Genomic DNA, 23,387 nt, shown 5'->3' with positions numbered 1-23,387 from the left:
CTGGTCAGTGGTGAGGGAAGGTTTGCGCGTGGCGCAGCTCGGACGCGACGCGTGCGTGCCAGAGCGCACGGCGCTCGCCACGCTGGTCGGCGCCAAGGCGTGGCTCGAACACGGCATCGGTTTCGTTGGTCGCGCGGGCGTCCTGCAGCGAGTCCCACAGCAGCCCGGACGAGCCCGCGAAGAAGGCGACGCCGCGCAAGCTGGCGCGATCGGTCTCGCGCATGCGCCGGATCGGCATGCCGGTCAGGTCCGCCTGGATTTGCAGCAGCGCGTCGCTGCCGGAGAGGCCGCCACCCACGATGAGTTCGGCCACGGGCACGCCGGCGACTTCCTCGTTAGCCTCCATGCAGGACGACACCGCATGCGCGATGCCTTCCAGGATGGCGTAGGCCACCTCGGCCTGCGTGCTCGCGATGGAGACGCCCGTCAGCGACGCGCGGGCTTCGGGCTGCATCTGCGGGACGCGCAGCCCGGTGAGCGCGGGCAGGAAGGTCACGCCGCGCGCGGAGTCGACGGTGGCGGCCAGCGCGCTGATCTGCTTCGCGCTCGCGAACCAGCGCAGCTTCTCGCAAACCCAGTTCAGCGCGGAGCCCGTGGTGGCCACGAAGGTCTCCACGGAAAGATGCGAGACATCGTGCTGCCGGCGCGCGGTCATGGTCAGGGTGCCGTCGTACAGGCCGGCCTTGGCCGGTGGCTGCGGCCCGATCACCAGGTCCACGAAGCTGCCGGTGCCATGCACGCACATCGACTGCCCGCGTTCCAGGCATCCGAGCCCCGCGGCGCCGGCAAGCTGGTCGCCCGCGCAAGCGAGGATCGGCACGTCGATGCCCAGCAGCTCGGCGCGCGTGCGCCCGAAATCGTCGGCGTCCTGGCGCAGCGCGGGCAGCAGCGTGTGCGGGAAACCCAGCGCATCGAGCCAGCCAAGGTGATAGCGGTGCCCCGCCAGCACGTAGGCGCTGGCGGAGGTGGCGTTGGTCGGCGTGGTCACGCAGGCGCGCTCGGTCGACAGATGCCAGAGCAGCCAGGTGTCGATGGTGCCAAACGCCAGGCTGCCCGCGCGGAACGCCTCGGCCACCTCGGGCGTGTCCCGCAGATGGCGCGCGGTCCAGAGGTAGGGAGAACGCACGCCGACCGGGCGCCCGACCTGCTCGAGCAGCGTCTTGTCCCAGGCCGGCGCCAGCGCGCTGAGCTCGCTGACATAGCGCGTGTCCTGCCAGACCATGGCGGGCACGATCGCCCGCCCGCTGCGGGTATCCCACAGCACCGCGGTGGCACGCTGCGTGGCAATGCCCAGCGCGACGATGCGCAACTGCGCTTGCTGCGCGCGTGCGATGGTGGCGCGGCAGACGGCGATCGTCTTTTCCAGTATCGCGTTGGCATCTTGCTCGACCACGCCGGGCCGTGGCGCGTCCACCTGCAGCGTCGTGTACTCGAGACACGAGACATGGCCGTCGGCGGCAACCACGGCCGCCCGCGTGCCGGACGTGCCTTCGTCGATGGCGAGTATGACGTTCCTGTTGGTCTTCATCGTTGGGATTTCTCTATCGCCGGGTTGAGGAACGCCGGGGCCGGCGCCTCGTCGCCGCCAAATTGCGGGGCGTCGGCTTCGTTGTCAGGATGGATGGTGGTGCGCGTCGGGTCCCACTTGATGGCAAAGCAGATGATGCTGGCCGTCAGCGGCACGATCGAGAGGATGAGAAAGGTCGTCTCCAGGCCGTATTTCTCTCGGAAGAGCGGGAAGATCAACAGGCCCAGTGCGGCGCCGGTTGAACCCAGTGCGCCGATGATGCCGTTGGCCCCCGCGCGCAGTTCGCTGCGAAACGACAGCGACGAAAGGCTCTTGCCGTTGGCGCCGGGACCGCCTGAATGGAAAAGGATGAACAGCGACGGCACGATCACCGCCACCCAGATCGGCATCTTGCCGTTGAACAGGCCGAGGATCAGCAGCATGACGAAGACGGCAGCGAAACCAAAGGCGGAAGCGCGGCGCAAACCCAGCTTGCGCCCGATCAGCGGCGACATGAAACCACCAAGGATGCCAAAGACGTTGAAGACCAGCGCACCCACCGTGGCATAGACAAAGTCCTTGCCGAACAGCGCCGCGCTGATCAGCGGCAAATACCAGCCCACCGCGAAATACTGGATGGATTGCCCGATCTGCACCGTCGCCGCAAGAATGGTGCGCGGCAAATACACACCGCGAAAGATCAGCAGCACGTTGGCCAGCCCGCGCTTTGCCTGGTTCAGCACGGGCAGGCGCTCATCCACCGGCGCGGCGGCAAAGGGACGGCCATAGATCCGCGTCATGGCCTTGGCGGCGTCGACCAGCCGCTCCTTGCGCGCCAGCCAGATCGGGCTCTCCACCAGGAACGCAAGCTGCAGCACCAGGATGCCAAGCCCGAAGATGGCGGTGGCCGCCACGGAGTAACGCCAGATGGCGTCGCCCACATTCCACGAATGGAACAACAAGGCCAGCAGCAAATTGCTGCAGACCGCGGTGTACCACATGCCCTGCCAGGTATTGAGCCGGCTCTTCAGCCTGACCGGCGTGAACTCGGCCAGCACTGCCATGGCGATGGCAAAGTCGATACCGTAGGCCGCGCCGACAAAGAAGCGCCCGACGAGGATCACTTCGAAGCCAGGCGCGAACACCACCAGCAGCGCGCCAATCACCGCCAGGAATTTCGCGAGTATCAGCGGGCGAATGCGGCCCCATCGGTCCGCCATCCATCCGCCAATGGGATTGAAGGCGATCGCGACCCACGAAGCAAACGACGTCAGCAGCGCGACTTGCGAAGCGGCAAGCTGGAGGTTCCGCGTCATGGGCCCGAGCCCGGCGCTCAATGCGGAATTGGAAAATGCGTCCAGGAACAATCCTCCCAGCGCGAGCCACCAGATGAGGCCGGCTCTACCTTTTATGCCTGGGCAGGAATCAATAAACGAGATGACATCATCGATGCCACGGATCTTGATCGTGGATTGCACAGCGGTCTCCTTGTTTTATTTCTGTAAGAGGCCGAGCAATCTGCACGCAGGAAGAGACCATCTTACAGATGGTCTCTTATCTAGATCTGCAGGCGAACTCTAGGTTGAAAGGTTCAGGGTGTCAAGGAGGGGAATCGCGGGGACGGGGGGATTTCTGCCCACCTCTATCAGTGCGATGCATGATCACCCGTCGGCTCGCGCATAACCTGGATTTCCGGTCCAGTACGGGTTCCACAAGAACTTGCTACATTGCTGACTGCTGGCGAAAACGGCCTCACGCGGCCGCCCCGCTCACCGCAAACCGACTTACCAAGGAGACATCAAATGCACACCGCACTTCAACTTCGTTCGCAAATCAAGAGCAGCGGTGAACTCGTGCTGTCGCTAGACAGCATCGACACGCCGCACCCCGGCCCGGATGAAGTGCTCATCCGCATTGAAGCCTCTCCCCTCAACCCGTCCGATCTTGGCCTGCTGTTCGGTGCGGCCGACATGAGCACGGCCAAGGCCAGCGGCACGGCAGAGCGCCCGGTAGTCACCGCGCGCGTCCCGGAAGGGGCGATGCGCAGCATGGCAGGCCGCATGGATGCGTCCATGCCGGTTGGCAATGAGGGCGCGGGCGTGGTCGTCGAGGCAGGCTCGTCCCCCGCGGCGCAAGCGTTGCTGGGCAAGACCGTGGCTGCCATCGGCGGCGCGATGTACTCGCAGTACCGCTGCATCCCGGCGGAGCAGTGCCTGGTCCTGCCCGAAGGCGCCACGCCCGCCGATGGCGCGTCGTCATTCGTCAATCCGCTCACCGCGCTGGGCATGGTCGAGACCATGCGGCGCGAAGGGCATAGCGCCCTGGTGCACACCGCCGCGGCTTCCAACCTGGGCCAGATGCTCAACCAGATCTGCCTCAAGGATGGCATCAAGCTGGTGAACATCGTGCGCAAAGAAGAGCAGGCGGACCTGCTCAAGGCACAGGGTGCGGTCTACGTGTGCAACACCGCGTCGCCCACGTTCATGCAGGACCTCACCGAGGCACTCGTCGCCACTGGCGCAACGATCGCGTTCGACGCCACGGGCGGCGGCAAGCTCGGCGGCCAGATCCTCACCTGCATGGAAGCGGCCTTGAACAAGACCGCACGCGAATACAGCCGCTATGGCTCGGCCACCCACAAGCAGGTCTACCTCTACGGCGGCCTGGACACCAGCCCGACCGAGTTCAACCGCAGCTTCGGCATGGCGTGGGGCATGGGCGGCTGGCTGCTGTTCCCGTTCCTGCAGAAGATCGGGCGCGAGCGGGCCAACGAACTCAAGCAGCGCGTGGTGGCGGAGCTGAAAACCACCTTTGCCAGCCATTACTCGAAGGAGATCTCGCTGGCCGAGGTGCTGGACCTGGACGTGATCGCTGTCTACAACAAGCGCGCGACGGGTGAGAAGTACCTGATCAACCCGAACAAGGGCCTGGCAGGGTAAGTCATCCCGGGGCGCCTTGCGCGCCCACCGTGTCGAGTATCAGCCGCTGCGCCGCGGCCAGCGGCGCAGCGCTGCCGGCCGGCAACGGGTGAGCGCTTTCCAGTTCTGCGGCGGTATGGAAGCTCACCCAGGTGCTGCCCTGGCCGTCATCGCGCACCAATACGCGCAGAGGCAAGTCCAGCGCAACGCTGGGTGCCGCGAGCATCAACGGCGTTCCCCCCTTTGGGTTGCCATAGATCAGCACCTGCGTCGGCGGCATTGCCAGCCCGGCGTTGCGTGCAGCCTCGGCATGGTCGATCCGCGCGAAGATCGTCATGCCTTTGTCCTTGAAGGCCGCGAGCAAGCGTTCCACGGTCGTCGAAAAATCGTAGCGGCTTGGGAGGGTTTCCATGGCGGGGTCTCGTTGCTTGCCTGTGGGTCACTCTATATCCCCGCCTCTCGCCTGCAATGCACAACTTGGGACAAGGCCTTAGACGAAGTGCGCGAAGTGCGCGATCAGGGTCTCGCCTCAAGCTGATGTGCCTTCTCGTCGCCACAACCCACTCGGCGGCGGATGTCTACGCTTCCATATCTCACCAATGAATGCGAGTGATTTTCACTTTCAATTATCCGTATTGCGCCAGAGTGAAACAATCAAGCATCGAACATCGAACGCCGTCTACATCAAGCACACGCCAATCATGCCGCTGATCGGGTTCGCCTCCCGCGTCGAGCCGATCGGCGCGAGGCGAGTGCGGTAGCTAGCCGCTGCCGATTTACAATTGCCGCTGCATGGTGGCGAATTCTGGGAGGGGATGCTTGTGCTTAGGGTCTGGGGGCGGCGTAGCTCATTCAATGTGCAGAAGGTGATGTGGCTGGTCGGCGAACTCGGTCTTGCGCATGAGCACATCCCGGCTGGCGGCGGTTTCGGCATCAACGACACGGCTGAATTCCTGGCCATGAATCCGCATGGCAAGATCCCTGTCATCGACGATGGCGGCACGGTGGTCTGGGAATCGCACAGCATCCTGCGGTATCTGGCCGCTTGCCATGGCAAGCCTGGCTTCTGGGACGAAGATGCCAGCAGGCGCTCTGACGTGGAGCGCTGGATGGACTGGTCGCAGACCACCTTGCAGCCTGCCTTCCTGACTGGCGTGTTCTGGGGCTTCTATCGCACGCCGCCGGCGCAGCGGGACTGGAACGGCATCAACAATAGCCTCGCGCTTTTGTGCGCAGCACTTCCGGATTCTCGACCGTGTGCTTGCCGGTCGCCCGTTCCTCAATGGCAACCGCCTGACGCTGGCGGATATTCCGGCCGGGACGAACCTGTATCGATACTTCGAGCTGGAAATCGAGAGGCCGCGCCTGCCCAATGTAGAAGCGTGGTACGAGCGGCTCAAGCAACGCCCCGCCTATCGCGAGCATGTGATGGTACCGTTCGACGAATTGCGCGGGCGGCTCGATTACTGATTGACTGTTCTACGGTTCGACAGCCCTACTGATCGCGCGCCAGGCCAACAACAAGAAACACCGAGGAGACTAACCGTGCCCCACCCGCTCAATCGCACCGCCCTGCCGTGCGCCGCCCTTCTGCTCGCTTGCCTCAAAGCCCTCCCCGTCCACGCCGACATCCGCGTGGGCATCGACGTTTCCACCACCGGCCCCGCCGCCTCCATCGGTATCCCGTCCAAGAACACCATCATGATGTGGCCGCAAACCCTGGGCGGCCAGCGCGCGCAGTACGTGATCCTGGACGATGGCTCCGACCCGGCCGCGGCCGTGCGCAATGTGCGCAAGCTGATCTCCGAGGAAAAGGTGGATGTGGTGGTGGGCCCCAACATCACGCCCACCGCCATTGCTGCGCTGGATGCCGTGGCGGAGGGCGAGACGCCGATGGTGGCGCTGGCTGCGTCGGCTGCCATCATCGAGCCGCAGTCGGACCCCAAGCGGCGCTGGGCGTTCAAGATGCCGCAAAACGATTCGCATATGGCTACGGTCCTGACCGAGTACATGAGCAACCACGGCATCAGGACTGTCGGCTTCATCGGCTTCAACGATGCTTATGGCGAGAGCTGGTGGCGCGAGTTCTCCAAGCTGGCGGATGTGCGCAAGCTCAAGGTGGTGGCCAATGAGCGCTTCTCGCGCACCGATACTTCGGTGACCGGGCAGGTGCTCAAGCTGATGGCCGCCACCCCGGATGCAATCCTGATTGCCGGCGCGGGCACGCCGTCGGTATTGCCGCAGAAGACCCTGGCCGAGCGCGGCTACAAGGGCAAGGTGTATCAGACGCACGGCATCGCCACCTGGGATTTCCTGCGGGTGGGCGGCAAGGATGTGGAAGGCACGCTGTTCCCGACCGGGCCGGTGGTAGTAGCGCGGCAGTTGCCGGACGGCCATCCGGTAAAGAAGGTGGCGCTGGATTTCGTGACGCGCTATGAGGCAAAGTACGGCGCGGACAGCATCACGCAATTCGCCGGCGATGCCTGGGGCGCGTGGATGCTGCTGGACGACGCCGCGCGCCGTGCCGGCAAGAGCGGCGCGCAGCCCGGCACGCGCGAGTTCCGCCACGCCATGCGCGATGCGCTGGAGACGACCACCAACCTGACCATTCCCAATGGCGTGATGAACCTGAGCGCGAAAGACCATCAGGGCTTTGACCAGCGCTCGCGCGTGATGGGTGTGATCCGCGACGGCAAGTTTGCCTACGCGTCAGACAAGTAAGGATATTTGAGATGAGCAATACGACGATTGGCTTTATCGGCCTTGGCGCCATGGGTACGCCGATGGTGCGCCACCTGCTCGCCGGCGGCCACGCCGTGCGCGCCTATGTACGCCGCCCCGAGGCCGCCGACGCGGCCCGCGCGCTTGGCGCCGTGCCCTGCACCACGCCGGCGCAAGCAGCGCGCGGCGCCTCGGTGGTGTTTACCAACGTCACGTCATCGGACGACGTGCAGGCCGTGCTGCTGGGCGAGCACGGCGTGATCGAAGGCGCGGCGCCGGGCACCATCTGCATCGACCACAGCACCATCTCGCCCATCGTCACCCGCGAGATCGCCGCCAGGCTGGCCGAGCGCGGCATCGAAGCACTGGACTGCCCGGTCTCCGGCGGCACGGTCGGCGCCGAGGCCGCCAGCCTCACCATCATGGTGGGCGGCAAGGCCGAGATGCTGGAGCGCGTGCGGCCGCTGCTCGCGCTGCTCGGCAAGACCATCACCCACATCGGCGATCATGGCGCGGGGCAAGTCGCCAAGCTGTGCAACCAGATCGCGCAGGTGGTCAATATCGAAGGCATTGCCGAAGCCATGCGCTTCGCGCAGGCACAGCAGGTAGACAGCGGCCGCGTGCTGCAAGCCATGGCCACCGGCATGGCCGGCAGCCGCATGCTCGACATGATGGGACCGAAGATGGTCGCCCACGACTTTGCCCCCGGTATCGAAGCGCGGCTGCACGACAAGGACTTCGGCCTGGCCGCGGAGATTGCGCGCCAGCTCGGGCTGGAGCTGCCGGCCATGCAAGCCACCTCGCGCCAGCTCGGCACGCTGATGGAAAAGGGCTGGGGCAAGGACGATACGTCGTCGCTGCTGCGGGTGCTGGAGGGCTGAATGGCCGAGGCGTGGCCTGAAAGTGGCCGGGGAGTGGCCAAAAAGGAGGCGCTAAGCCACCCCCATCATCCGCCGCACAGCCAGCAGCAACGGGCTGTCCTTGTCGGCGAAATCATGCATCACGTTGAAATGGTGCCTGTCGGGCATCGGCACATGCGCCGCGCCCGGTGCCTGCGCGTTGGCGGGCCAGCCGGCGCGCAGCAGATCGGTCTGCCGATGGTATTCGCCCGGCCCCAGCCCGCCCACCGCGGTGACCAGCGGCGCATCCGTGGCCGGCGGCAGGAAGGCCGGCGAGAGCCGGTCAACGTCGCGCGCCGATAGCTTCAGGTCGACCTGCAGGAAGTCCGCCCGGCGCAGCGGCTCCAGGTCATGCAGGCCGCTGACCGAGACCACGCCCTTGACCAGGTCGGCGGGCAGATCGCTGCCTACGCGCGGCCATAGCGTGGTGAGCATCATCGCGGCCATGTGGCCACCAACGGAATGCCCGCCCACGAAGATGCGCGATTTGTCGTGGCCAAGCCGGCTGGACTCCCGGTACAGCCACGCCACGCTGCGCACGGCCTGCAGCACGATGGTCTCCACCGTCACCGCCGGGCACAGCGAGTAATTGATCACCGCCACCGACACGCCGCAGTGCGGCAACGCATTGGCCACCAGGCTGTGGTCGCGCTTGTCCAGCGCGCGCCAGTAGCCGCCGTGGAGGAACACCAGCAGCGGCGGCGGCCCATCGGTGGCGCCCGGCTCGGCCGGAAAGTAATCGAGCCGCTCGTCCGCCGCGTGCGGGCCAGGCTCGGCACCGGCATAGCTCAGGTCCTCCAGCCAGCCGGTGCGCTTGCGCACCTGCCGCGACAACTCCGCCCAGTGGGCCATGTGGGCGGCATTGTCGGGCACGTTGGCCCGGTTGTTGTATTCGCTTGCGAAGAAGGCGGGATCCTGCGACGGCAGCTGTGCAAGGCTGGCGAGGGAGGGCTGGGCTGACATGTGGCTCCGGGGAGGATGAGAGAAACCGGGCGGCGCCACGGCTGCAAGCATGCTAGCCAGTTCGCGCAGCGCCAGATATCGACAACTTCCCGGATATCGGCCCACGGCCGTCCAGCGCCAGCTGGGCGCCACCCTGACGCTTCGGCCATGCAACGGCATTGCCTGCGGCTAGCTTCCAGGCAATACGCGCCATGGGGCTATCGGACATCGATGGCCTTGGCAAACCGCAGAGAATCTTCCCAATGCCGGAGCGAAATTTAGGATCTTGTCTTATCTTTTCGGTAGAAATTTAGGACACGTCCTATTTTAATATTTCCCCACAGGAAATACACTACAGTTGCGCCATCAAAGCCGCCACATCGTGCATGAACTGCTGGTACGCAAAAAGATGGGGGATCAGGAAATCACCAGCGGATTGAGGCGGCCTGCTCGAAAAATCCGATGCATCAATCCAAATTTAAAGTCAAAAAAATTTAGCAGAAAATATCTGGCGGAGAAATTTTGCGAAACCAACATGGAATGCGAGACGAGAAACCGCGGCCACAGCGGCGTCTGGACAACGACCACCTCCTTGATAAAAACAGTTCACGCATGCTTGCTGGCTCCGGAACCAATAACGGTGGGCGATTCGCCTTGCGACAAGGCCACAATCAAATCTTACCTATTCCGTAGAATGATGAAAAAATTGATTCGAATTTTCGCTTTTTTTAGCATATCTATTTTTTTGAATGCGATACCTTCCATAGCGCAAGCCCAGTATTTGGATTGTCCCTGGAAAACGCTTATGACACCACCGCCGGCAATTGTTTTCGATCCAGGGGTCCCGGACGGAACCGTGCTATGGAAAGGAGACCTTCGTACGAATTTTCGTGGCAGCGGCGCTTACGCTTGCCCCGTAGGGTACTTCGCCATGAGCTACAAAGGAACAACGCGCTACCTGGGCGATAATCTCTACGAGACTGAAATACCCGGCGTTGCGTACCGGTTCAAGATGTCTGGCACGCCGCCGTCCATACCGTGCCTTGCGGATAAGTATTTTCCAGACGGCTGCATTGCCACATTTCCCGCGGGATTTTATAACCATACGCTGCACGTTGAACTTATAAAAACAGGTCCAATTACCGCCGGCGGTGTATTGACAGGAAAGTTCGCGTACTGGTACGGAGGGCAAGGGTCGAACGTGATCGGGGACTATGCCAGCTACACTTGGTCGGGAGGAGGTGTCGTGGTACAGCCGACCCTCCCCACGTGCAAGGTATCGACATCATCGATTGCGGTCCCTCTCAAAGACGTAAGCGCACATATTTTCACTGGCACTGGCAAAACGTCATCGGGTCAGTCATTTAATATTACATTGCTGTGTTCTGGGGGAACTACCGGCCCGGACACAAATATCTATGTGACACTGACCGATCAAACCGATCCGGGTAATTTCTCAGATACCCTGCGCCTTACAAATGACTCTACTGCCTCCGGCATTGGTATTCAGGTTTTATTCGGGACCGCGGTGATCAAGTATGGCCCGGATTCCAGTGCCGCGGGCAACAAGAATCAGTGGAAGGCTGGTTCATATGGCCAGGGTGCATTCCATATACCGCTGACAGCCCGGTACATTCAGACCGCACCCGCGGTGAAAGCAGGAACGGCAAATGGTCGTGCGACTTTTACGATGAGCTACCAGTAAAGGGAGAATACGCGATCAGAAAGGTGGTACCAGGGTGAACGGACCGCCGCGGCCATGCACCGGTCAGCCGCCAGAAGAATCATTCCGTCTTCACCGAGGCCGAACTGGCCCACACTTGCCACGACTGGGAGCGCCTGCACCCCTCCCCCTTAGCCGGCTTCATCCGCTGTACCACCCGGAAGCCGCCTGAATCCCGCGATCGCAGCCGGGCGACGCGGGACAAGCGCAGGCGCCAGGGCTGCGGATGGGACGCGTTGGGGGCCCGCTACCGGAGCCAGTTGTGGCCTGGCAGGATTTGCGGCATAATTACCGGCTCAGCACCGTGCTGGTACGCCGGACTCCCGGCAAATCCGCCAGCACCCACTCAGCCCGGGTGGTGAAACAGGTAGACGCAGGGGACTCAAAATCCCCCGCCGCAAGGCGTGTCGGTTCGAGTCCGACCCCGGGCACCACTATATTTCCCAAAAGAAACAAGTCGATACGCCCAAGGGCGAGCGCAGCTTCACCACACGCTGAGAGTCCGTACAGCGCGCCGGCCCGAAGCTAAGCCGGAAAGAACTCAACCCGCTCCCCGGCGCCAGCCATCGACTGCCCGAACGTAATCCAGCCGTGCCCTCTCAGCGCAACCTCATCGCGGCGCAGGATGACTTCGTCATCACCGTCGATGGCGACATGCGTACCGTTCGCGCTTCTGTCGATCAGCATGTACTTGCCGGCGCGGACCTCGATCATGGCGTGGAACCGCGATGTCTGCGGATCCGCAACGACGATCGTCATCGCGGCGTCGCGCCCTAGCGTGACCGGCGGCGAGGCGCCATTCATGCGGACCTCCATCTCCCGATACCGCAGCGTTAGCAGCGCGGGGCGGATCGCGCGCTGGCTGACGTCGGCCAGAATGGTCAAGTCGGCGTTCTGCTGCCATATCGCTTCGAACAACTCCACGGGCACGTCCTTGCCGCGCACCTGTATCGGGTAGAGGTAGCGCATCGCCTGGCGCAGGCTTGCCGGCAGATGCGCCACGGCGTCCTTGCTGGTGATGATCTGCCCCTGCGATGCGAGCTTGGTGAGGCGCGCGGCAAGGTTCACCGTGTCGCCGAAGACGTCGCCCGATGCATCATGCAGGAGCGGGCCGTGGTGAAAGCCGATATGGATGGACATGGGGATGCCGGATACGGGCGGCAGCGCCGCAATCGCCATTTGCATGTCGAGTGCAGCCTGCATGGCATTCTCGGCGCAGGGGAACACTGCCATGACTTCATCGCCGATGGTCTTCACCACGCGGCCTTGCTGCGCCGACGAACAGGACTTCATCAGGGCAATGCACTGCCCGATTGCACCGAAGGCAGCCGTGTTGCCTGCCTTTTCATACAGCTTGGTGCTGCTGCTGATATCCGCGAACAGTACGGAACCGTCGCCGTCGGACATCGCAGGCATCGATTCCCGGTCCATATGCACCTCAATATGCACCTCAACCCGTTCGCTCGCCGCGCGCCTCGCGCGGCGCCCTGCACTGATGGTAGTACGCGGCCGAACGCTCAAAGGAATGTTTCAGCAATATCGATCGAAGAGCGCTGGCCGAGTGCCTCGAAGTTTGCCGCGAGCCAGGCGTCGGCGCGCTCGCGCCCGAGCGTGAACAAGCTGCGCAGGAAGGCCCAGTCCGCGTTGAACTTGCTGGGCGCGCCCAGCCGTGCCATCTCGGTTTCGGCATCGATGCTGTGGATCAGCATGCGGCGGTAGCGTGACGGGTCGAGCGCGCCTTCGTCGATCAGCCGGGTGATGAACTCGATGGCGCGCATCTCTCGCATCAACGAGGAGTTGAAGCTGAGCGTGTTGATACGGTCCAGGATTTCGCGTGCCGTAACAGGCACCTGTGGAATATGGATAGGGTTGAGGCGGATGATCAGCACATCGCGGCTGTCGGTCTCATAGATCAGCGGATAGATCGGCGGGTTGCCCATGTAACCGCCGTCCCAATAATACTCGCCGTCGATCTCCACGGCCTGGAACAGCGTCGGCAGGCAGGCCGAGGCCATCACGGCCTTGGCGCAGACCTCGCCAGTGCTGAACACGCGGATGCGCCCGCGCAGCACATTGGTTGCGCACAGGAACAGCTTGACGCTCTTGCTGCGGCGCAGCACCTCGAAATCGATGGTCTCATCCAGGATGTTCTGCAGCGGGTTGAGATTGCAAGGATTGAGCTGGTAAGGCGAGTAGAAACGCGTGAGATGGTCGAACATCATCCACGCGGGCGACATCTCCATATTGCCGCCGGCGCCCATCAACCGGTCCAGCCAGGTAGGTTGCAAGGGACTCAGCTTTGCGCAGTCGGACACCTTGCGCCAGCACGCCTCCAGGGCCTGCCGCGCGCCCTCCGGCCCACCGCTTGCCAGGCCGTAGGCGAGCACGGTGGCGTTGACGGCGCCGGCGCTGGTGCCGCTGATGCCGTCGATACCGATGCGCTTGTCTTCCAGCAGCCGGTCCAGCACGCCCCAGCTGAATGCCCCGTGGGTGCCGCCCCCTTGCAACGCGATGTTGATGCGGCGGATCGCGGGGGGTTGCGTGGCTTGCATGGCGGCCTCCTGTTTGCGTGCCTCTGGCATCGTCCAGCCCAGGCAGCTCGGCCCGTGCTGGCCCTCCGGCTCCCTTTGGTTGCAGCGTAGTGCATGCGGGCGGACAACCGGCTCACACCGGTTCAATCCGGCGCATTGCCTGCCTTCGCCGTCCATCTGGCGGCTTAGGACACAAGAGACGCATCAGGTAGGAATCGGCGCCTGGACGCAAACAGCCATACCGAGAGCGCCAGGTTTTTTTACGTCCTCTAGCCCTGCATAGCGCGGGAAACAGATTGTGGCCGGGGCTCTACCTCTACCCCTCCCCCACCAGCGCCTTGATCCACCCGTGCACCACCCGCACCTCCGGCGAGGCCTCGAACCGCTCTGACACCATCAGATAGTACGAGTGCGCCGATGACAAGCTGACCGGCGACAACCGCACCAGTTGCCCGGACTTGAGCAGATGCAGCAGCAGCGAGCGGCGTCCGTACGCGATGCCCTGCCCGCGAATGGCGGCGTCCAGCATCAGGCCGGTGTCGGTAAAGGTGGTCACCCGGTGGCTGCGCGGCATCGGCAAGCCGGCTTCCCGGAACCAGGGCTCCCAGGCGTGGCGGCTGTGCGAGAGCAGCATCGCCTCACCGAACAGCTTGGGCAGGGCACGCTGCCTGAGGGTGGCCAGATAGGACGGTGCCGCCACCGGAAACCACTCGTCGTGGCCAAGGTCCAGATGCGGCTCGACTGGCTTGGCACGGGCAAAGCGCAGCGCGGCATTGCCCGCGAGCGCCCAGTCGGCGGCCAGGGGCACAAGGCCGAAAGTCAGGGCGGAAAGCATGGACATCTCCCTCAGCTATTGCAATGCCGCCACTGTAGGTCCGGATCACGCGTGCATTGATGAAAGATGCAGCGGGATTATGCAATGAGGCCGACTAATCGGCTTCTGCAATCGAGAGCAAACCGGTACGGCGGCAAGCACCTCATCGTCACCGAAGTCAGTTGCGGCCGGACTTCCGGATGGGTGGCGGATCCCGCCGCCATTGAGCCCCTTCGGCTCGAGTCAGGCACTCCGATCCCCTCATCTGCGAGCACCAGAAGTGTCGATTTTTTTAAAAGATAATCCCAAATCACATTGCTGATTTCTGTTTGCAGATCGTCCATGCTGCAAGCGAATTCCTGCCGCGGGGAGTCCATTGCCCGGCCGATAGTGGGCGCGTTACAACGCCGGCCAAGCCATGCAGCCGAGGCTTTGACCATGACGTGAATCGCGACTACACTCCCCGCGAAGTACCTCCGGAACAGGGTCATCTGGAGAAAAATTAAAACAGGAGCGCGAGCATGGGCCAAAGAAGCCCGGCGGTGCGATATAGCCGAAAACATCGGTTATTTCGGGATTTTGGGGCGGCCACGGTGTGTATCGGTTGCGACCGGCACACTCGGCTCGAGGCCGGCTTTACGCTGATCGAGCTGATGGTGACCGTGGCAATCATTGCGATTCTCGCGTCAGTCGCCTACCCGTCTTATCTCCAGTACGTCGTGCGATCCAATCGCGTGGCAGCGGAATCTTTCCTGCTTGAGGTCTCCAGCATGCAGGAGCGCTATCTGGTAGACAACCGGGCTTATGCCTCCAGCCTTGCCACGCTCGGCTACGCCAGCCTTCCCGCCACGGTTTCCCCGAATTACCAGATCACTGTCACCGTGGTCGCGGGACCACCGCCCGGCTATGTGCTGTCCGCGACACCGCAAGGCGGGCAGGCCACCAACGACACCGCGTGCGGAACGCTTACCCTGTCAGGCAGCGGGGACAAGAGCGCGTCGGGCGGCAGCTTGAACTGCTGGAAATAGCCTATGCGAAATTTCACTGCATGGCGCGCTGCCGGCCTTCTCCCCAAGCGCGGATTCACATTGATCGAGCTGCTGGCCACGCTGATGATATTGGCAATCATTGCGTTTGCCGCGGCCCCTTCGTTCTCGAGCATGGTTGCGACGCAACGCGCGCGTAATGCTGCGCTTGACCTCTCTGCCGCCGTGTCGTTGACCCGTAGCGAAGCGGTGAAGCGCAACAGCACCATCACCATGGCCGCATCGAGCGCCTGGGCCAGTGGCTGGTCCGTCACGGCAGGCACCGAGAAGGTGCGCAGCTTCGGCCCCTATGACGGCATTGCAATCACTGCCAGCGCGGGCAACTCCCTTGCGATCGGCAACGACGGCAGGCCCGCGACCGGGAGCCTGACGTTCCAGGTCGCGCCTTCCGTTTCTCCCCAGCCGGCCTCTACGATCTGCGTGCAAGTGAGCGGCACCGGGCGCATCGCTGTGGTATCCGGAGCTTGCACATGACTCCGCGCGCGTCACGCCATGGCAAGTGCGCGGCCCGGTCCTCGCAGTGCGGCGCCACACTGATCGAGGTCTTGATATCCGTCGTGATCTTGCTAGTGGCGCTGCTTGGGACTGCGGGCCTGATCGCGCGCTCCAGTCAGTCGGAGATGGAATCCTATCAACGCGTGCAGGCACTGACACTGCTACAGGACATGGCGGCACGCCTGAACGGGAATCGCCAGGCCGCGCCCTGCTATGCCAGCGGCACAATCATCACGACGGCGGGCAGCGCGAGCGTTGCCCCGCCGGCTTGCGCGATCGGAACCGCAGCCCAGGTGGCCATTGCCAATGCCGACCTGGCAGCCTGGGGTACCGAGTTGCTCGGGAGCGCGGAGATCAGTGGCGGCAAGGCGGTCGGTGCGATGATCGGCGCGCTTGGCTGTATCGAAGCCATCGATGCCGCGAACCAGATCTATCGCATCACGGTAGCGTGGCAGGGCCTCGCCAAGACCGCAGCCCCCGCGCTGCCTTGTGGCAGTGGGCAGTTTGGCGATGACGCGAACCGCCGCGCGGTGAGTATTCAAGTACGCATTGGAGTGCTCTCGTGACCAGCCAGCACATTGCAATGCGGCGCCGTCAGCGCGGCCTTTCCTTGATCGAGCTGATGGTCGGGCTGACCTTGGGGCTGCTGCTCCTGACAGCGCTCGGGAGCCTGTACTTCTCCACCACGCGGTCACGCTCCGAGTTTTCCAATAGCGCAGAGCAGGTGGAGAACGGGCGCTACGTGCTGGACACACTCGGGCGCGAAATCGAGCTTGCGGGCTTTTTTGGCGCTGCCAGCGTAACGAGTGGAGCAGCGGTGGCAGGCCCCGCCGCATGTGCCACGGCACCTGATGCACTCGGCTTTGCCAGCTCGCCCGCCACAGTACCGCTTGCCGTGCAGGGCTACGCGCCAGGCACGGTACTCCCTTGCCTGCCTGGCCTCGCGCCAACCTCGGAGGTCCTGGTGATCAGGCGCGTATCGACGACGCCAACCACGGCACCCGTCGCCGGGCAGGCCTATATGCAGGTTTCATTCTGCGCCAATGACGCCACATCGTTCGTGTTCGGCGCCAGCGCGCCGGCCTTCACGATGCGCACCAAGGCATGTGACGCGGCCACGCCCACGGCGTTGCGCCAGGCGGTCGTGCGCATCTTTTATCTTGCCGCCTGCGATGTGTGCTCCGGAAACGGCGATGGCGTGCCGACGCTGAAAATGGCCGAACTGACCGGCGGTGCCTTTCAGGTCAGCTCGATGGCGCAAGGCATCCAGGATATGCACTTGTCCTACGGGGTGGACCTCGACAATAACGGCTCCGCCGACTGCTATGTCAGCGACCCCGGCGCGAACAACCAGGCGAGCTGCGCCTCGGCGCCGGCCTATGACTGGACGGTCGCCGCACTCACCAACTGGCAGAACGTGACATCGGTACGCATCAACATCCTGGCCCGTGCACAACGAACCTCGCTCGGCTGGACCGACAGCCGCACCTATGATCTCGGGCGGCCCACCACGAGCGGCCCATTCAACGACGGCTTCAAGCGCCATGTCTATGCCCGGGTGGCAAGGCTGGCCAATGTGGCAGGCCGCCGGGAGTAAGCCATGCAATACGCACAACGCGGGGAGTCCGGCGCCACCCTGATCGTTACGTTGATCTTCCTCGTCATCTTCATGCTGATGACGATATCGCTGGTTGGGTCCAGCGTCGTCAATGTGAAGGTCGCCGCCAACCAGCAGCATGGCGTCGAAGCGCAGAATGCAGCACAACAAGCCATCGAACAGGTCATCAGCAAGGACTTCACCGCCAGCCCGGCGGCGGCCGCCGCCAGTGTGCCGGTCGACGTCAATGGCGATGGCAGCGCGGACTACACGGCACAGGTTGCCGCTCCTGTGTGCCAGACCAGCAAGCCGATCAAGAATACCGATCTGGATACCACCAACGCCGACGATGTTTCCTGCTTCATCGGCAACGGCAACCAGAACACCGGCATGCTGACCGCCTCCGGAGGCGGTGGCGGCAATTCTTTATGCAACGCCACGCAATGGGATGTAAACGCCAGCGTCAACGATAGCGCCACCGGCACCAGCACTACCTTGCACCAGGGAGTTGCAGTACGCGTTCCGACCGGCACGGCTTGTCCGTGAGCTTGTCCCCGCCCATGGGCGGCTGATCTGATCATTTCACCTCGTACCCCAGGACTCACCATGCGCCAATCCGCCGGATGCATCGCCTCGCGCATTGCCATTGCCGCGTTGTTCTCACTCTGCGTCGTGCGCCCGGCAATGGCGGAGGACATCGACTTGTACACTGGCTTGCAGCCACAGGCTGGCAAGCCCAATGTGCTGATTCTGTTCGACAACGCGTCAACCTGGGATGCTTCGGCCAGCTTCACCTGCTCCACGGCGAACGTGGTATCCAGCAATAACGCGGGCAAGGATGTCGGCGCCGAGCAGTGCGCGCTCTATAACGCGGTGGCGTCCATCAAGAACAGCCCCGCCCTGCTGGGCAACCTGAATCTCGGTGTGATGATGTTCGGCACCGGGAAAAATGTCGGCGGCTCGATGCGGTTCCCGTCGGTGGCGCCTTACAAGCTGCCGCTGATGGACAGCACCGGCGTGGACAATTTCCTGACGTATGTGAAGTCCATCGATCGCCAGGCCGACAACGCGAACAACTCGCAGGTTGGCGGAGGCATGCAGGAGTCATGGGCCTTCTACGCAGGGCAGACCGGCTTGTCGGGCACCAAGTACACATCGACCATCGACAATCCCTGCCAGCGCAATTTCGTTATCTATATCGCCAACGCCGTCAACAACGGCAAGCCGCAGGACACTGGCCAGAACGCCTTCAACGCGCTGGTAGCCGCGGGCGCGACTACCGCCCAGCAACAGCAAATCACGATTCCCGCCCCTTACAACGGATACCAGAGCAACTGGGGCGACGAATGGGCTCGCTTCATGTACCAGACGGACGTACAGGGCAACATGGCCAACCAGCAGAACATCGTGACCTACACGATCGCGGTGACTGATGGCAAGAACCCGGATTACGTCCAGTTCACAGATAGCATGGGGACCAATGGCGGCGGCAAGACCTATGAGGTCCAGCTCGGAGATGTCAACGGACTGACTTCCGCTTTGCTGCAGATCTTCAACGAAGTGCAGGCCGTCAACAGCGTCTTTGCCTCGGTGAGCTTGCCGGCATCGGTGAATGCGCAAGGCCAGTTCCTCAACCAGGTCTATGTCGGCATGTTCCGCCCAGACGCCACCGCCGCGCCGCGCTGGATGGGCAATCTCAAGCAATACCGGATTGGCTACAACAGCAAGGGCAATATCGTACTGCAGGATGCCAGCGGCAATAGCGCGATCAGCAACGCCTCGACCGGATTCATTTCGCCGGGTGCCGTCAGCTACTGGACCGCTGAGCCCCCGCTCACGTTCAGCACAAGCGGCTATGGCACCGGCGGGGTAGCAAAATGGCCCGCCAAGGGCTTCTGGACGAACAGCCCATCGAGCACTGGATGGAACCTGGACTCTCCCGATGGAGAGGTGGTGGAGAAAGGCGGCGCAGGCGAGATGCTGCGTGCCCAATTGCTGACCAGCCAGGATAGCCGGGTACTGTTCACGTGCAACGGCGCGGGCAACTGCCCAACCAACGCCGCCATGCCAACGTTCGATACCGCCAACACATGGCTGAACGGCGCCAATGGCCTTGCGGCCGTCAACGCCGGAACCAGCGGTGCGGCAACCATCAGCAGTACGGAATTGCCCAAGCTGATTGCCTGGATGCGCGGCGCGGATGTTCAAGCTGCGGATGCCAGCAGCATCGCCGGCCAGGAGGCGGAGCAAGGTCCCGGCTCACTAGTCACCGTGCGCGGTTCGATTCACGCCGATGTGCTGCACTCGCGGCCGGCGGTCGTCAACTATGGTGGAAGCACGGGCGTCGTGGTGTTCTATGGCACCAACGACGGCGTGTTCCACGCGATCAACGGCAATCAGGCACAGGGGATCGGCAGCGTAAGGCCCGGCGGCGAGCTCTGGGGCTTTATTGCTCCGGAGTTTCTCGGCAAGCTCAGCCGCATCTATACCAATTCGCCGGAGGTAAAGCTCTCGACCACGCCGGGTGGCATTACCCCGGCACCGACACCACGCGACTATTTCTTCGACGGCAGCACGACGGTCATGCAAGACCTGCGGGACCCGGCACATCCGCGCATCGTGCTCTACCTGACTGCACGCCGCGGCGGCCGGCTGATCTATGCCCTGGATGTGACCGACCCCGCCAACCCTCGCTACCTATGGAAGCGCACCAACGCCGACTTCCCTGAACTTGGCCAGAGCTGGTCCCAGCCGCGCGTGATACGTGCGCGAGGCAGCACGTCCCCGCTCATCGTCATGGGTGCTGGCTACGACACGACGGAGGACAGTGATCCCGCACCAGGCACCGACATCATGGGGCGGGGCGTTCTGGTACTCGATGCCTTGACCGGCTCCCCCGTATGGAGCGCCCTGCCCAGCTGCGCGGGCATGGGCGGCACCTGTCTGCCAGTGCCGGGCCTGACTCGTGCCATCCCCTCGGATGTGACCGTGCTCGACCGCAACGGCGACGGGTACATCGAACGCTTCTATGTCGGCGACGTCGGTGGCAACATTTGGCGCGCGGATCTGGAGACTACCGCGGGGAATGCGCCGGCAAACTGGACCCTGAACAAGCTTGCCGCCCTCGGCGGCGCGTCCGGCACAAACGCTGCACGCAAGTTCTTCTACCCCCCCGATGTCGTCTCCACCGCTGGCTACGATGCCGTCACGGCCGGCACGGGGGACCGCGAGCATCCGCTGTATTCTGCCTCGACGACGCCGGGCACGGCCTACAACGTGGTCAATCGGCTCTACATGTTGAAGGACACCAACATCCTCGGCATGCCGCCGACCTGGAAGCCGATCACCGAGGCCGGCCTCGTCGACGCCACGACCCTGACGGGCACCTATGACGGCTCGGGTTCGGGCTTCTACATCACGCTGACCAATCCCGGCGAGAAAGCGGTCAACGCGCCGCTGACGGTCAGTGGCTACACCACGATCGGCACCAACACGCCAAGAGTGCCGGATGCCAGCACGTGCTATCCGAATCTCGGGATCGCCCGTAGCTACTCCTTCAGCTTCCTGACGTCGGCCGGGCAAAACCCGGCCCGCTCGATCATCCTGGACGGCGGCGGCTTCCCGCCGTCGTCCGTGTTCGGCATGGTGTCGATCGGCAGCGGCACGAGCGCGACCGTGGTGCCGGTCTTGCTCGGCGGGGGGAACCAGACCGGCCCTGGCGGCGGCGATGCCACCTCTGCGCTCGGTGCGCAGAAGGTCAATATCGCTGGCGTCGGCAAACGCAAGCGCATCTACTGGTACCCGGAAAGCGATAAGCACTAGCTAGCATCAGCACTGTCATGCCACCAAATGCGGGGTCGCCAATGATGCAATGCACGACGCCCCGCCGGTTCACGTATGTCCTTGGCAAGACACCCCTGTCGGGTTGCGCACAGTCTATACGCCAAACGGTGCAGTGGTAGCGCCCGCTACCGTCGTGGTGGATCCGGGCCCCGGTCCAGGTTTCTGTCCGCCTGGCCAGGCGAAGAAAGGGCGCTGCTAGCAAGCAGTCATACCCATAGTGACATCTGGGGCTTCCCCAGATGAATCGGCGGCCGCGAGGAATTGCGCAATGCAATATCCTCACGCACCGCCGGCTCTCTCAGCCTGATTGCTTTGCTGCACTTGCCTCGGCACGCTTCAGCCGATAAGCCAGGCCCCGGCGCTACGCGCGTTGACACCGCTTAAATCAGAAACAAAAGCTTTCAGCACGCGTGCCAAGTAGCGGCAGTGATAATGGCCCACGCCAAATCTGCGCGGTGCCCGCCGGGGAAGGATCGCGGGCTGACGCCCGTGTCGCGCCCCCGTTGCGCCGGTACCCCGTGGACCCCGTGATTCCGCCCTGACAGCCGCCGCTGCTCCATGGAAACCATTGTCCACCTGCTAGCCACGCAACCCGAGATCGCCCTGTTCCTGGCGCTGGCCGTGGGGCACGCCGTGGGTGCGGTCAAGGTGGGGCCGTTCCAGTTCGGCGGCATCTGCGGCACGCTGATTGCCGCGCTGGTGATCGGCCAAAGCGGTGCGCGGATCGACACCGACGTGCGTAACGTCTTCTTTGCCCTGTTCATCTTTGCGCTGGGTTTCACCGGCGGCCCGCAGTTCTTTGCCAACGTCGCGCGCAGCTGGCGCATTGGCCTGTTGTCGGTCGTCGAGGTGACCGTGGTGCTGGCGCTGATGGCGCTGGCGGTGGTGGTGCTGAACCTGGACCAGGGTACCGCGGCGGGCTTGCTGGCAGGCGCCGCGACGGAGTCGGCGGTGATCGGCACCGCTTCCGAGGCCATCGGCAGGCTTGGCCTGCCCCCCGACCGGATACGCGAGCTGCAGACCAATATCGTCACCGCCTACAGCGTGACCTATCTGTTTGGGCTGATCACGATCGTGTTGTTCACCAGCCAGCTGGCGCCACTGCTATTGCGCATCAACCTGCGCGAGTCTGCCGCGGCGCTCTGGCACCGGCTCGGTGGCGAGTCCGATATGGGTGCGCGCCAGTACAGCGCGCTGCCGCGCCTGGTGGGACGCGTGATCGAGGTGCGGACCGCCGCGGGCCAGACAGTGCTGGCGGCCGAGCAGGCGGTGGCGCTGGGCGTGACGATCCGGCGCATCCGGCGCGATGGCCAGACCTTCAAGCCATCGCCCGACGAATTGCTGCGCGCCGGCGATGTGGTGCTGGCGTATGGACGGCGCGACGCCATGGTGCCCTTCATGCAGGCGGTGGGCATCGAGCTGCCCGAGGCGCCGGAAGCTGCCGGCGAAGCCGGCATGGACATGGTGGTGCAGACCGAGCAGGACGTGTTGCTGACACGCCGCGCGGTGAGCGGCCTGATGCTGTCCGCGCTGCGCGGCATGGCGGATGTGGGCATGGGGCGCGGCGTGTACATCGACGCCATCCGGCGCATGGAGCGGCCCATCCCGCCGTTGCCCAACACGGTGCTGGAGCGTGGCGACGTGGTGAGCCTGAGCGGCCCGGCCGAAGCCGTGGAGCGGGTGGTGCCAGAGCTGGGCTATCGGGTCGTGCCCACCATCAAGACCGATTTTGTGTTTCTCGGCGTCGGCGTGCTGCTGGGCATGTTGCTGGGCAGCCTGAGGCTGAAGGTTGGTGGCGCGGAGCTGACGCTCGGCACCGGCGGCGGCTGCCTGGTAGCGGGCCTGGCCTTCGGCTGGCTGCGCGCGCGGGTGCCGCTGATGGGCTCGCTGCCGTCGCCGGCGGCGGAGATCCTGAAGGATTTCGGGCTGGCTACGTTCATCGCCGCGGTGGGCCTGTCGGCCGGGCCGGACGCGATCAAGCTGGTGAAGACCTACGGCCTGGCGCTGCCCGTGGCCGGGGTGTTGATCTCGATCGTGCCCGCGACGTTGTCGCTGCTGATCGGCCACTGGTGGCTGAAGATCGAAGCCCCGATCCTGCTTGGCGCGGTGGCCGGCCAGCAATGCAGCACGCCCGCGATCATGGCGCTGACCAACGCGGCCGGCAACAGCACGCCGGTCATTGGCTACACGATCACCTATGCCATCTCCAACGTGCTGTTGCCGTTGATGGGACCGATCGCTGTCGGCGTGGCCGGCGCGCTGGCGCATTGATGGCGCACGGCCCGTGGGCAGCATCGGTGCCCGGCCAGCGCGCTCGCCCGGCTCCCCCTTACCTGATTTTCTGATTTCCT

At 63.8% G+C, this 23,387-nt stretch carries 20 protein-coding genes, 1 tRNA gene and 1 pseudogene; 14 read left to right on the top strand and 8 right to left on the bottom strand.

The window, feature by feature from the left end; genetic code table 11:
• Positions 1-4: 4 nt before the first annotated feature.
• Both AC1DQR_RS12775 and AC1DQR_RS12770 read right to left on the bottom strand, forming a co-directional pair.
• Positions 5-1,528 (bottom strand): FGGY family carbohydrate kinase, encoded by a 1,524-nt coding sequence (locus AC1DQR_RS12775; protein ID WP_477133101.1) that lies wholly within the window; start codon positions 1,526-1,528, stop codon positions 5-7.
• The gene (locus AC1DQR_RS12770) at positions 1,525-2,985 is read right to left on the bottom strand and encodes an MFS transporter (protein ID WP_416049573.1); all 1,461 of its coding nucleotides are present in this window, start codon (positions 2,983-2,985) and stop codon (positions 1,525-1,527) included. The genes AC1DQR_RS12775 and AC1DQR_RS12770 overlap by 4 nt, the downstream gene beginning before the upstream one ends.
• Positions 2,986-3,309: 324 nt before the next feature.
• Here AC1DQR_RS12770 and AC1DQR_RS12765 point away from each other — a divergent pair, with 324 nt between their 5' ends.
• On the top strand, positions 3,310-4,446 hold the full coding sequence (locus tag AC1DQR_RS12765) for a zinc-binding dehydrogenase (protein WP_416049574.1): 1,137 nt from the start codon (positions 3,310-3,312) through the stop codon (positions 4,444-4,446).
• Position 4,447: 1 nt separating this feature from the next.
• Here AC1DQR_RS12765 and AC1DQR_RS12760 read toward each other — a convergent pair whose 3' ends face one another.
• Positions 4,448-4,837 carry a DUF302 domain-containing protein gene (locus AC1DQR_RS12760; RefSeq protein WP_416049575.1) on the bottom strand — a complete coding sequence of 130 codons (390 nt, stop codon included), beginning with the start codon at positions 4,835-4,837 and terminating at the stop codon, positions 4,448-4,450.
• Between the two features lie 403 nt (positions 4,838-5,240).
• Here AC1DQR_RS12760 and AC1DQR_RS12755 point away from each other — a divergent pair.
• The 4 genes and pseudogenes from AC1DQR_RS12755 to AC1DQR_RS12740 all read left to right on the top strand — a co-directional run.
• Positions 5,241-5,423 (top strand): annotated as a pseudogene (locus tag AC1DQR_RS12755) (glutathione S-transferase N-terminal domain-containing protein); the annotation flags it as partial.
• A 259-nt stretch (positions 5,424-5,682) separates the two neighbouring features.
• Entirely contained in the window at positions 5,683-5,895 is a 213-nt protein-coding gene (locus tag AC1DQR_RS12750) for a glutathione binding-like protein (RefSeq protein WP_477133100.1), read from the top strand.
• 75 nt (positions 5,896-5,970) lie between these two features.
• A complete protein-coding gene (locus tag AC1DQR_RS12745) occupies positions 5,971-7,146 on the top strand; it encodes an ABC transporter substrate-binding protein (RefSeq protein ID WP_416049577.1) in 1,176 nt (391 codons plus the stop codon).
• Positions 7,147-7,157: 11 nt separating this feature from the next.
• Positions 7,158-8,027, top strand: coding sequence for an NAD(P)-dependent oxidoreductase (locus tag AC1DQR_RS12740; RefSeq protein ID WP_416049578.1), 870 nt, complete (start codon positions 7,158-7,160; stop codon positions 8,025-8,027).
• A gap of 51 nt (positions 8,028-8,078) precedes the next feature.
• Here the strand turns inward: AC1DQR_RS12740 and AC1DQR_RS12735 are convergent, their stop codons facing one another.
• Entirely contained in the window at positions 8,079-9,008 is a 930-nt protein-coding gene (locus AC1DQR_RS12735) for an alpha/beta hydrolase (protein ID WP_477133099.1), read from the bottom strand.
• 361 nt (positions 9,009-9,369) lie between these two features.
• On the opposite strand from AC1DQR_RS12735, the gene AC1DQR_RS12730 reads away from it, so the two are divergent.
• Both AC1DQR_RS12730 and AC1DQR_RS12725 read left to right on the top strand, forming a co-directional pair.
• Complete coding sequence (locus AC1DQR_RS12730; RefSeq protein ID WP_477133098.1) at positions 9,370-10,692, top strand: fimbrial protein; 1,323 nt, start codon at positions 9,370-9,372, stop codon at positions 10,690-10,692.
• A 367-nt stretch (positions 10,693-11,059) separates the two neighbouring features.
• Positions 11,060-11,144, top strand: a tRNA-Leu gene (locus AC1DQR_RS12725).
• A gap of 91 nt (positions 11,145-11,235) precedes the next feature.
• Here AC1DQR_RS12725 and AC1DQR_RS12720 read toward each other — a convergent pair.
• The 4 genes from AC1DQR_RS12720 to AC1DQR_RS12705 form a co-directional block, all read right to left on the bottom strand.
• Positions 11,236-12,141: an adenylate/guanylate cyclase domain-containing protein gene (locus AC1DQR_RS12720; RefSeq protein ID WP_477133097.1), complete on the bottom strand. Its 906-nt coding sequence runs from the start codon at positions 12,139-12,141 to the stop codon at positions 11,236-11,238.
• A gap of 86 nt (positions 12,142-12,227) precedes the next feature.
• Positions 12,228-13,262, bottom strand: a complete 1,035-nt coding sequence (locus tag AC1DQR_RS12715; protein ID WP_477133096.1) for a patatin-like phospholipase family protein — start codon at positions 13,260-13,262, stop codon at positions 12,228-12,230.
• Between the two features lie 295 nt (positions 13,263-13,557).
• Entirely contained in the window at positions 13,558-14,076 is a 519-nt protein-coding gene (locus AC1DQR_RS12710) for a LysR substrate-binding domain-containing protein (RefSeq protein ID WP_477133095.1), read from the bottom strand.
• A gap of 77 nt (positions 14,077-14,153) precedes the next feature.
• On the bottom strand, positions 14,154-14,399 hold the full coding sequence (locus tag AC1DQR_RS12705; protein WP_477133094.1) for a hypothetical protein: 246 nt from the start codon (positions 14,397-14,399) through the stop codon (positions 14,154-14,156).
• Positions 14,400-14,576: 177 nt separating this feature from the next.
• On the opposite strand from AC1DQR_RS12705, the gene AC1DQR_RS12700 reads away from it, so the two are divergent.
• The 7 genes from AC1DQR_RS12700 to aspT all read left to right on the top strand — a co-directional run bounded on the left by AC1DQR_RS12700 (position 14,577) and on the right by aspT (position 23,307).
• Positions 14,577-15,083, top strand: coding sequence for a type IV pilin protein (locus AC1DQR_RS12700; RefSeq protein ID WP_416049584.1), 507 nt, complete (start codon positions 14,577-14,579; stop codon positions 15,081-15,083).
• Positions 15,084-15,086: 3 nt separating this feature from the next.
• A complete protein-coding gene (locus AC1DQR_RS12695; RefSeq protein ID WP_416049585.1) occupies positions 15,087-15,575 on the top strand; it encodes a GspH/FimT family pseudopilin in 489 nt (162 codons plus the stop codon).
• Positions 15,572-16,162 carry a type IV pilus modification PilV family protein gene (locus AC1DQR_RS12690; protein WP_416049586.1) on the top strand — a complete coding sequence of 197 codons (591 nt, stop codon included), beginning with the start codon at positions 15,572-15,574 and terminating at the stop codon, positions 16,160-16,162. Before AC1DQR_RS12695 ends, AC1DQR_RS12690 begins: the two co-directional genes overlap by 4 nt.
• 17 nt (positions 16,163-16,179) lie before the next feature.
• Positions 16,180-17,193, top strand: a complete 1,014-nt coding sequence (locus AC1DQR_RS12685; RefSeq protein ID WP_416050382.1) for a PilW family protein — start codon at positions 16,180-16,182, stop codon at positions 17,191-17,193.
• Between the two features lie 3 nt (positions 17,194-17,196).
• Complete coding sequence (locus AC1DQR_RS12680; protein ID WP_416049587.1) at positions 17,197-17,739, top strand: pilus assembly PilX N-terminal domain-containing protein; 543 nt, start codon at positions 17,197-17,199, stop codon at positions 17,737-17,739.
• A 60-nt stretch (positions 17,740-17,799) separates the two neighbouring features.
• Entirely contained in the window at positions 17,800-21,015 is a 3,216-nt protein-coding gene (locus AC1DQR_RS12675; protein ID WP_416049588.1) for a pilus assembly protein, read from the top strand.
• A gap of 579 nt (positions 21,016-21,594) precedes the next feature.
• Positions 21,595-23,307 carry an aspartate-alanine antiporter gene (aspT, locus tag AC1DQR_RS12670; protein WP_416049589.1) on the top strand — a complete coding sequence of 571 codons (1,713 nt, stop codon included), beginning with the start codon at positions 21,595-21,597 and terminating at the stop codon, positions 23,305-23,307.
• Positions 23,308-23,387: the final 80 nt, after the last annotated feature.

The organism is Cupriavidus sp. 05L411 (assembly GCF_056398045.1).
This window is presented reverse-complemented; position numbering and strand designations above follow the sequence as displayed.

Bases quoted from the DNA above. Each gene is read 5' to 3' on its own strand.
- AC1DQR_RS12775 (WP_477133101.1), bottom strand. From the start codon at position 1,528: ATGAAGACCAACAGGAACGTCATACTCGCCATCGACGAAGGCACGTCC.
- AC1DQR_RS12765 (WP_416049574.1), top strand. From the start codon at position 3,310: ATGCACACCGCACTTCAACTTCGTTCGCAAATCAAGAGCAGCGGTGAA.
- AC1DQR_RS12760 (WP_416049575.1), bottom strand. From the start codon at position 4,837: ATGGAAACCCTCCCAAGCCGCTACGATTTTTCGACGACCGTGGAACGC.
- AC1DQR_RS12740 (WP_416049578.1), top strand. From the start codon at position 7,158: ATGAGCAATACGACGATTGGCTTTATCGGCCTTGGCGCCATGGGTACG.
- AC1DQR_RS12735 (WP_477133099.1), bottom strand. From the start codon at position 9,008: ATGTCAGCCCAGCCCTCCCTCGCCAGCCTTGCACAGCTGCCGTCGCAG.
- AC1DQR_RS12720 (WP_477133097.1), bottom strand. From the start codon at position 12,141: ATGGACCGGGAATCGATGCCTGCGATGTCCGACGGCGACGGTTCCGTA.
- AC1DQR_RS12715 (WP_477133096.1), bottom strand. From the start codon at position 13,262: ATGCAAGCCACGCAACCCCCCGCGATCCGCCGCATCAACATCGCGTTG.
- AC1DQR_RS12710 (WP_477133095.1), bottom strand. From the start codon at position 14,076: ATGCTTTCCGCCCTGACTTTCGGCCTTGTGCCCCTGGCCGCCGACTGG.
- AC1DQR_RS12705 (WP_477133094.1), bottom strand. From the start codon at position 14,399: ATGGACGATCTGCAAACAGAAATCAGCAATGTGATTTGGGATTATCTT.
- AC1DQR_RS12700 (WP_416049584.1), top strand. From the start codon at position 14,577: ATGGGCCAAAGAAGCCCGGCGGTGCGATATAGCCGAAAACATCGGTTA.
- AC1DQR_RS12695 (WP_416049585.1), top strand. From the start codon at position 15,087: ATGCGAAATTTCACTGCATGGCGCGCTGCCGGCCTTCTCCCCAAGCGC.
- AC1DQR_RS12690 (WP_416049586.1), top strand. From the start codon at position 15,572: ATGACTCCGCGCGCGTCACGCCATGGCAAGTGCGCGGCCCGGTCCTCG.
- AC1DQR_RS12685 (WP_416050382.1), top strand. From the start codon at position 16,180: ATGCGGCGCCGTCAGCGCGGCCTTTCCTTGATCGAGCTGATGGTCGGG.
- AC1DQR_RS12680 (WP_416049587.1), top strand. From the start codon at position 17,197: ATGCAATACGCACAACGCGGGGAGTCCGGCGCCACCCTGATCGTTACG.
- AC1DQR_RS12675 (WP_416049588.1), top strand. From the start codon at position 17,800: ATGCGCCAATCCGCCGGATGCATCGCCTCGCGCATTGCCATTGCCGCG.
- aspT (WP_416049589.1), top strand. From the start codon at position 21,595: ATGGAAACCATTGTCCACCTGCTAGCCACGCAACCCGAGATCGCCCTG.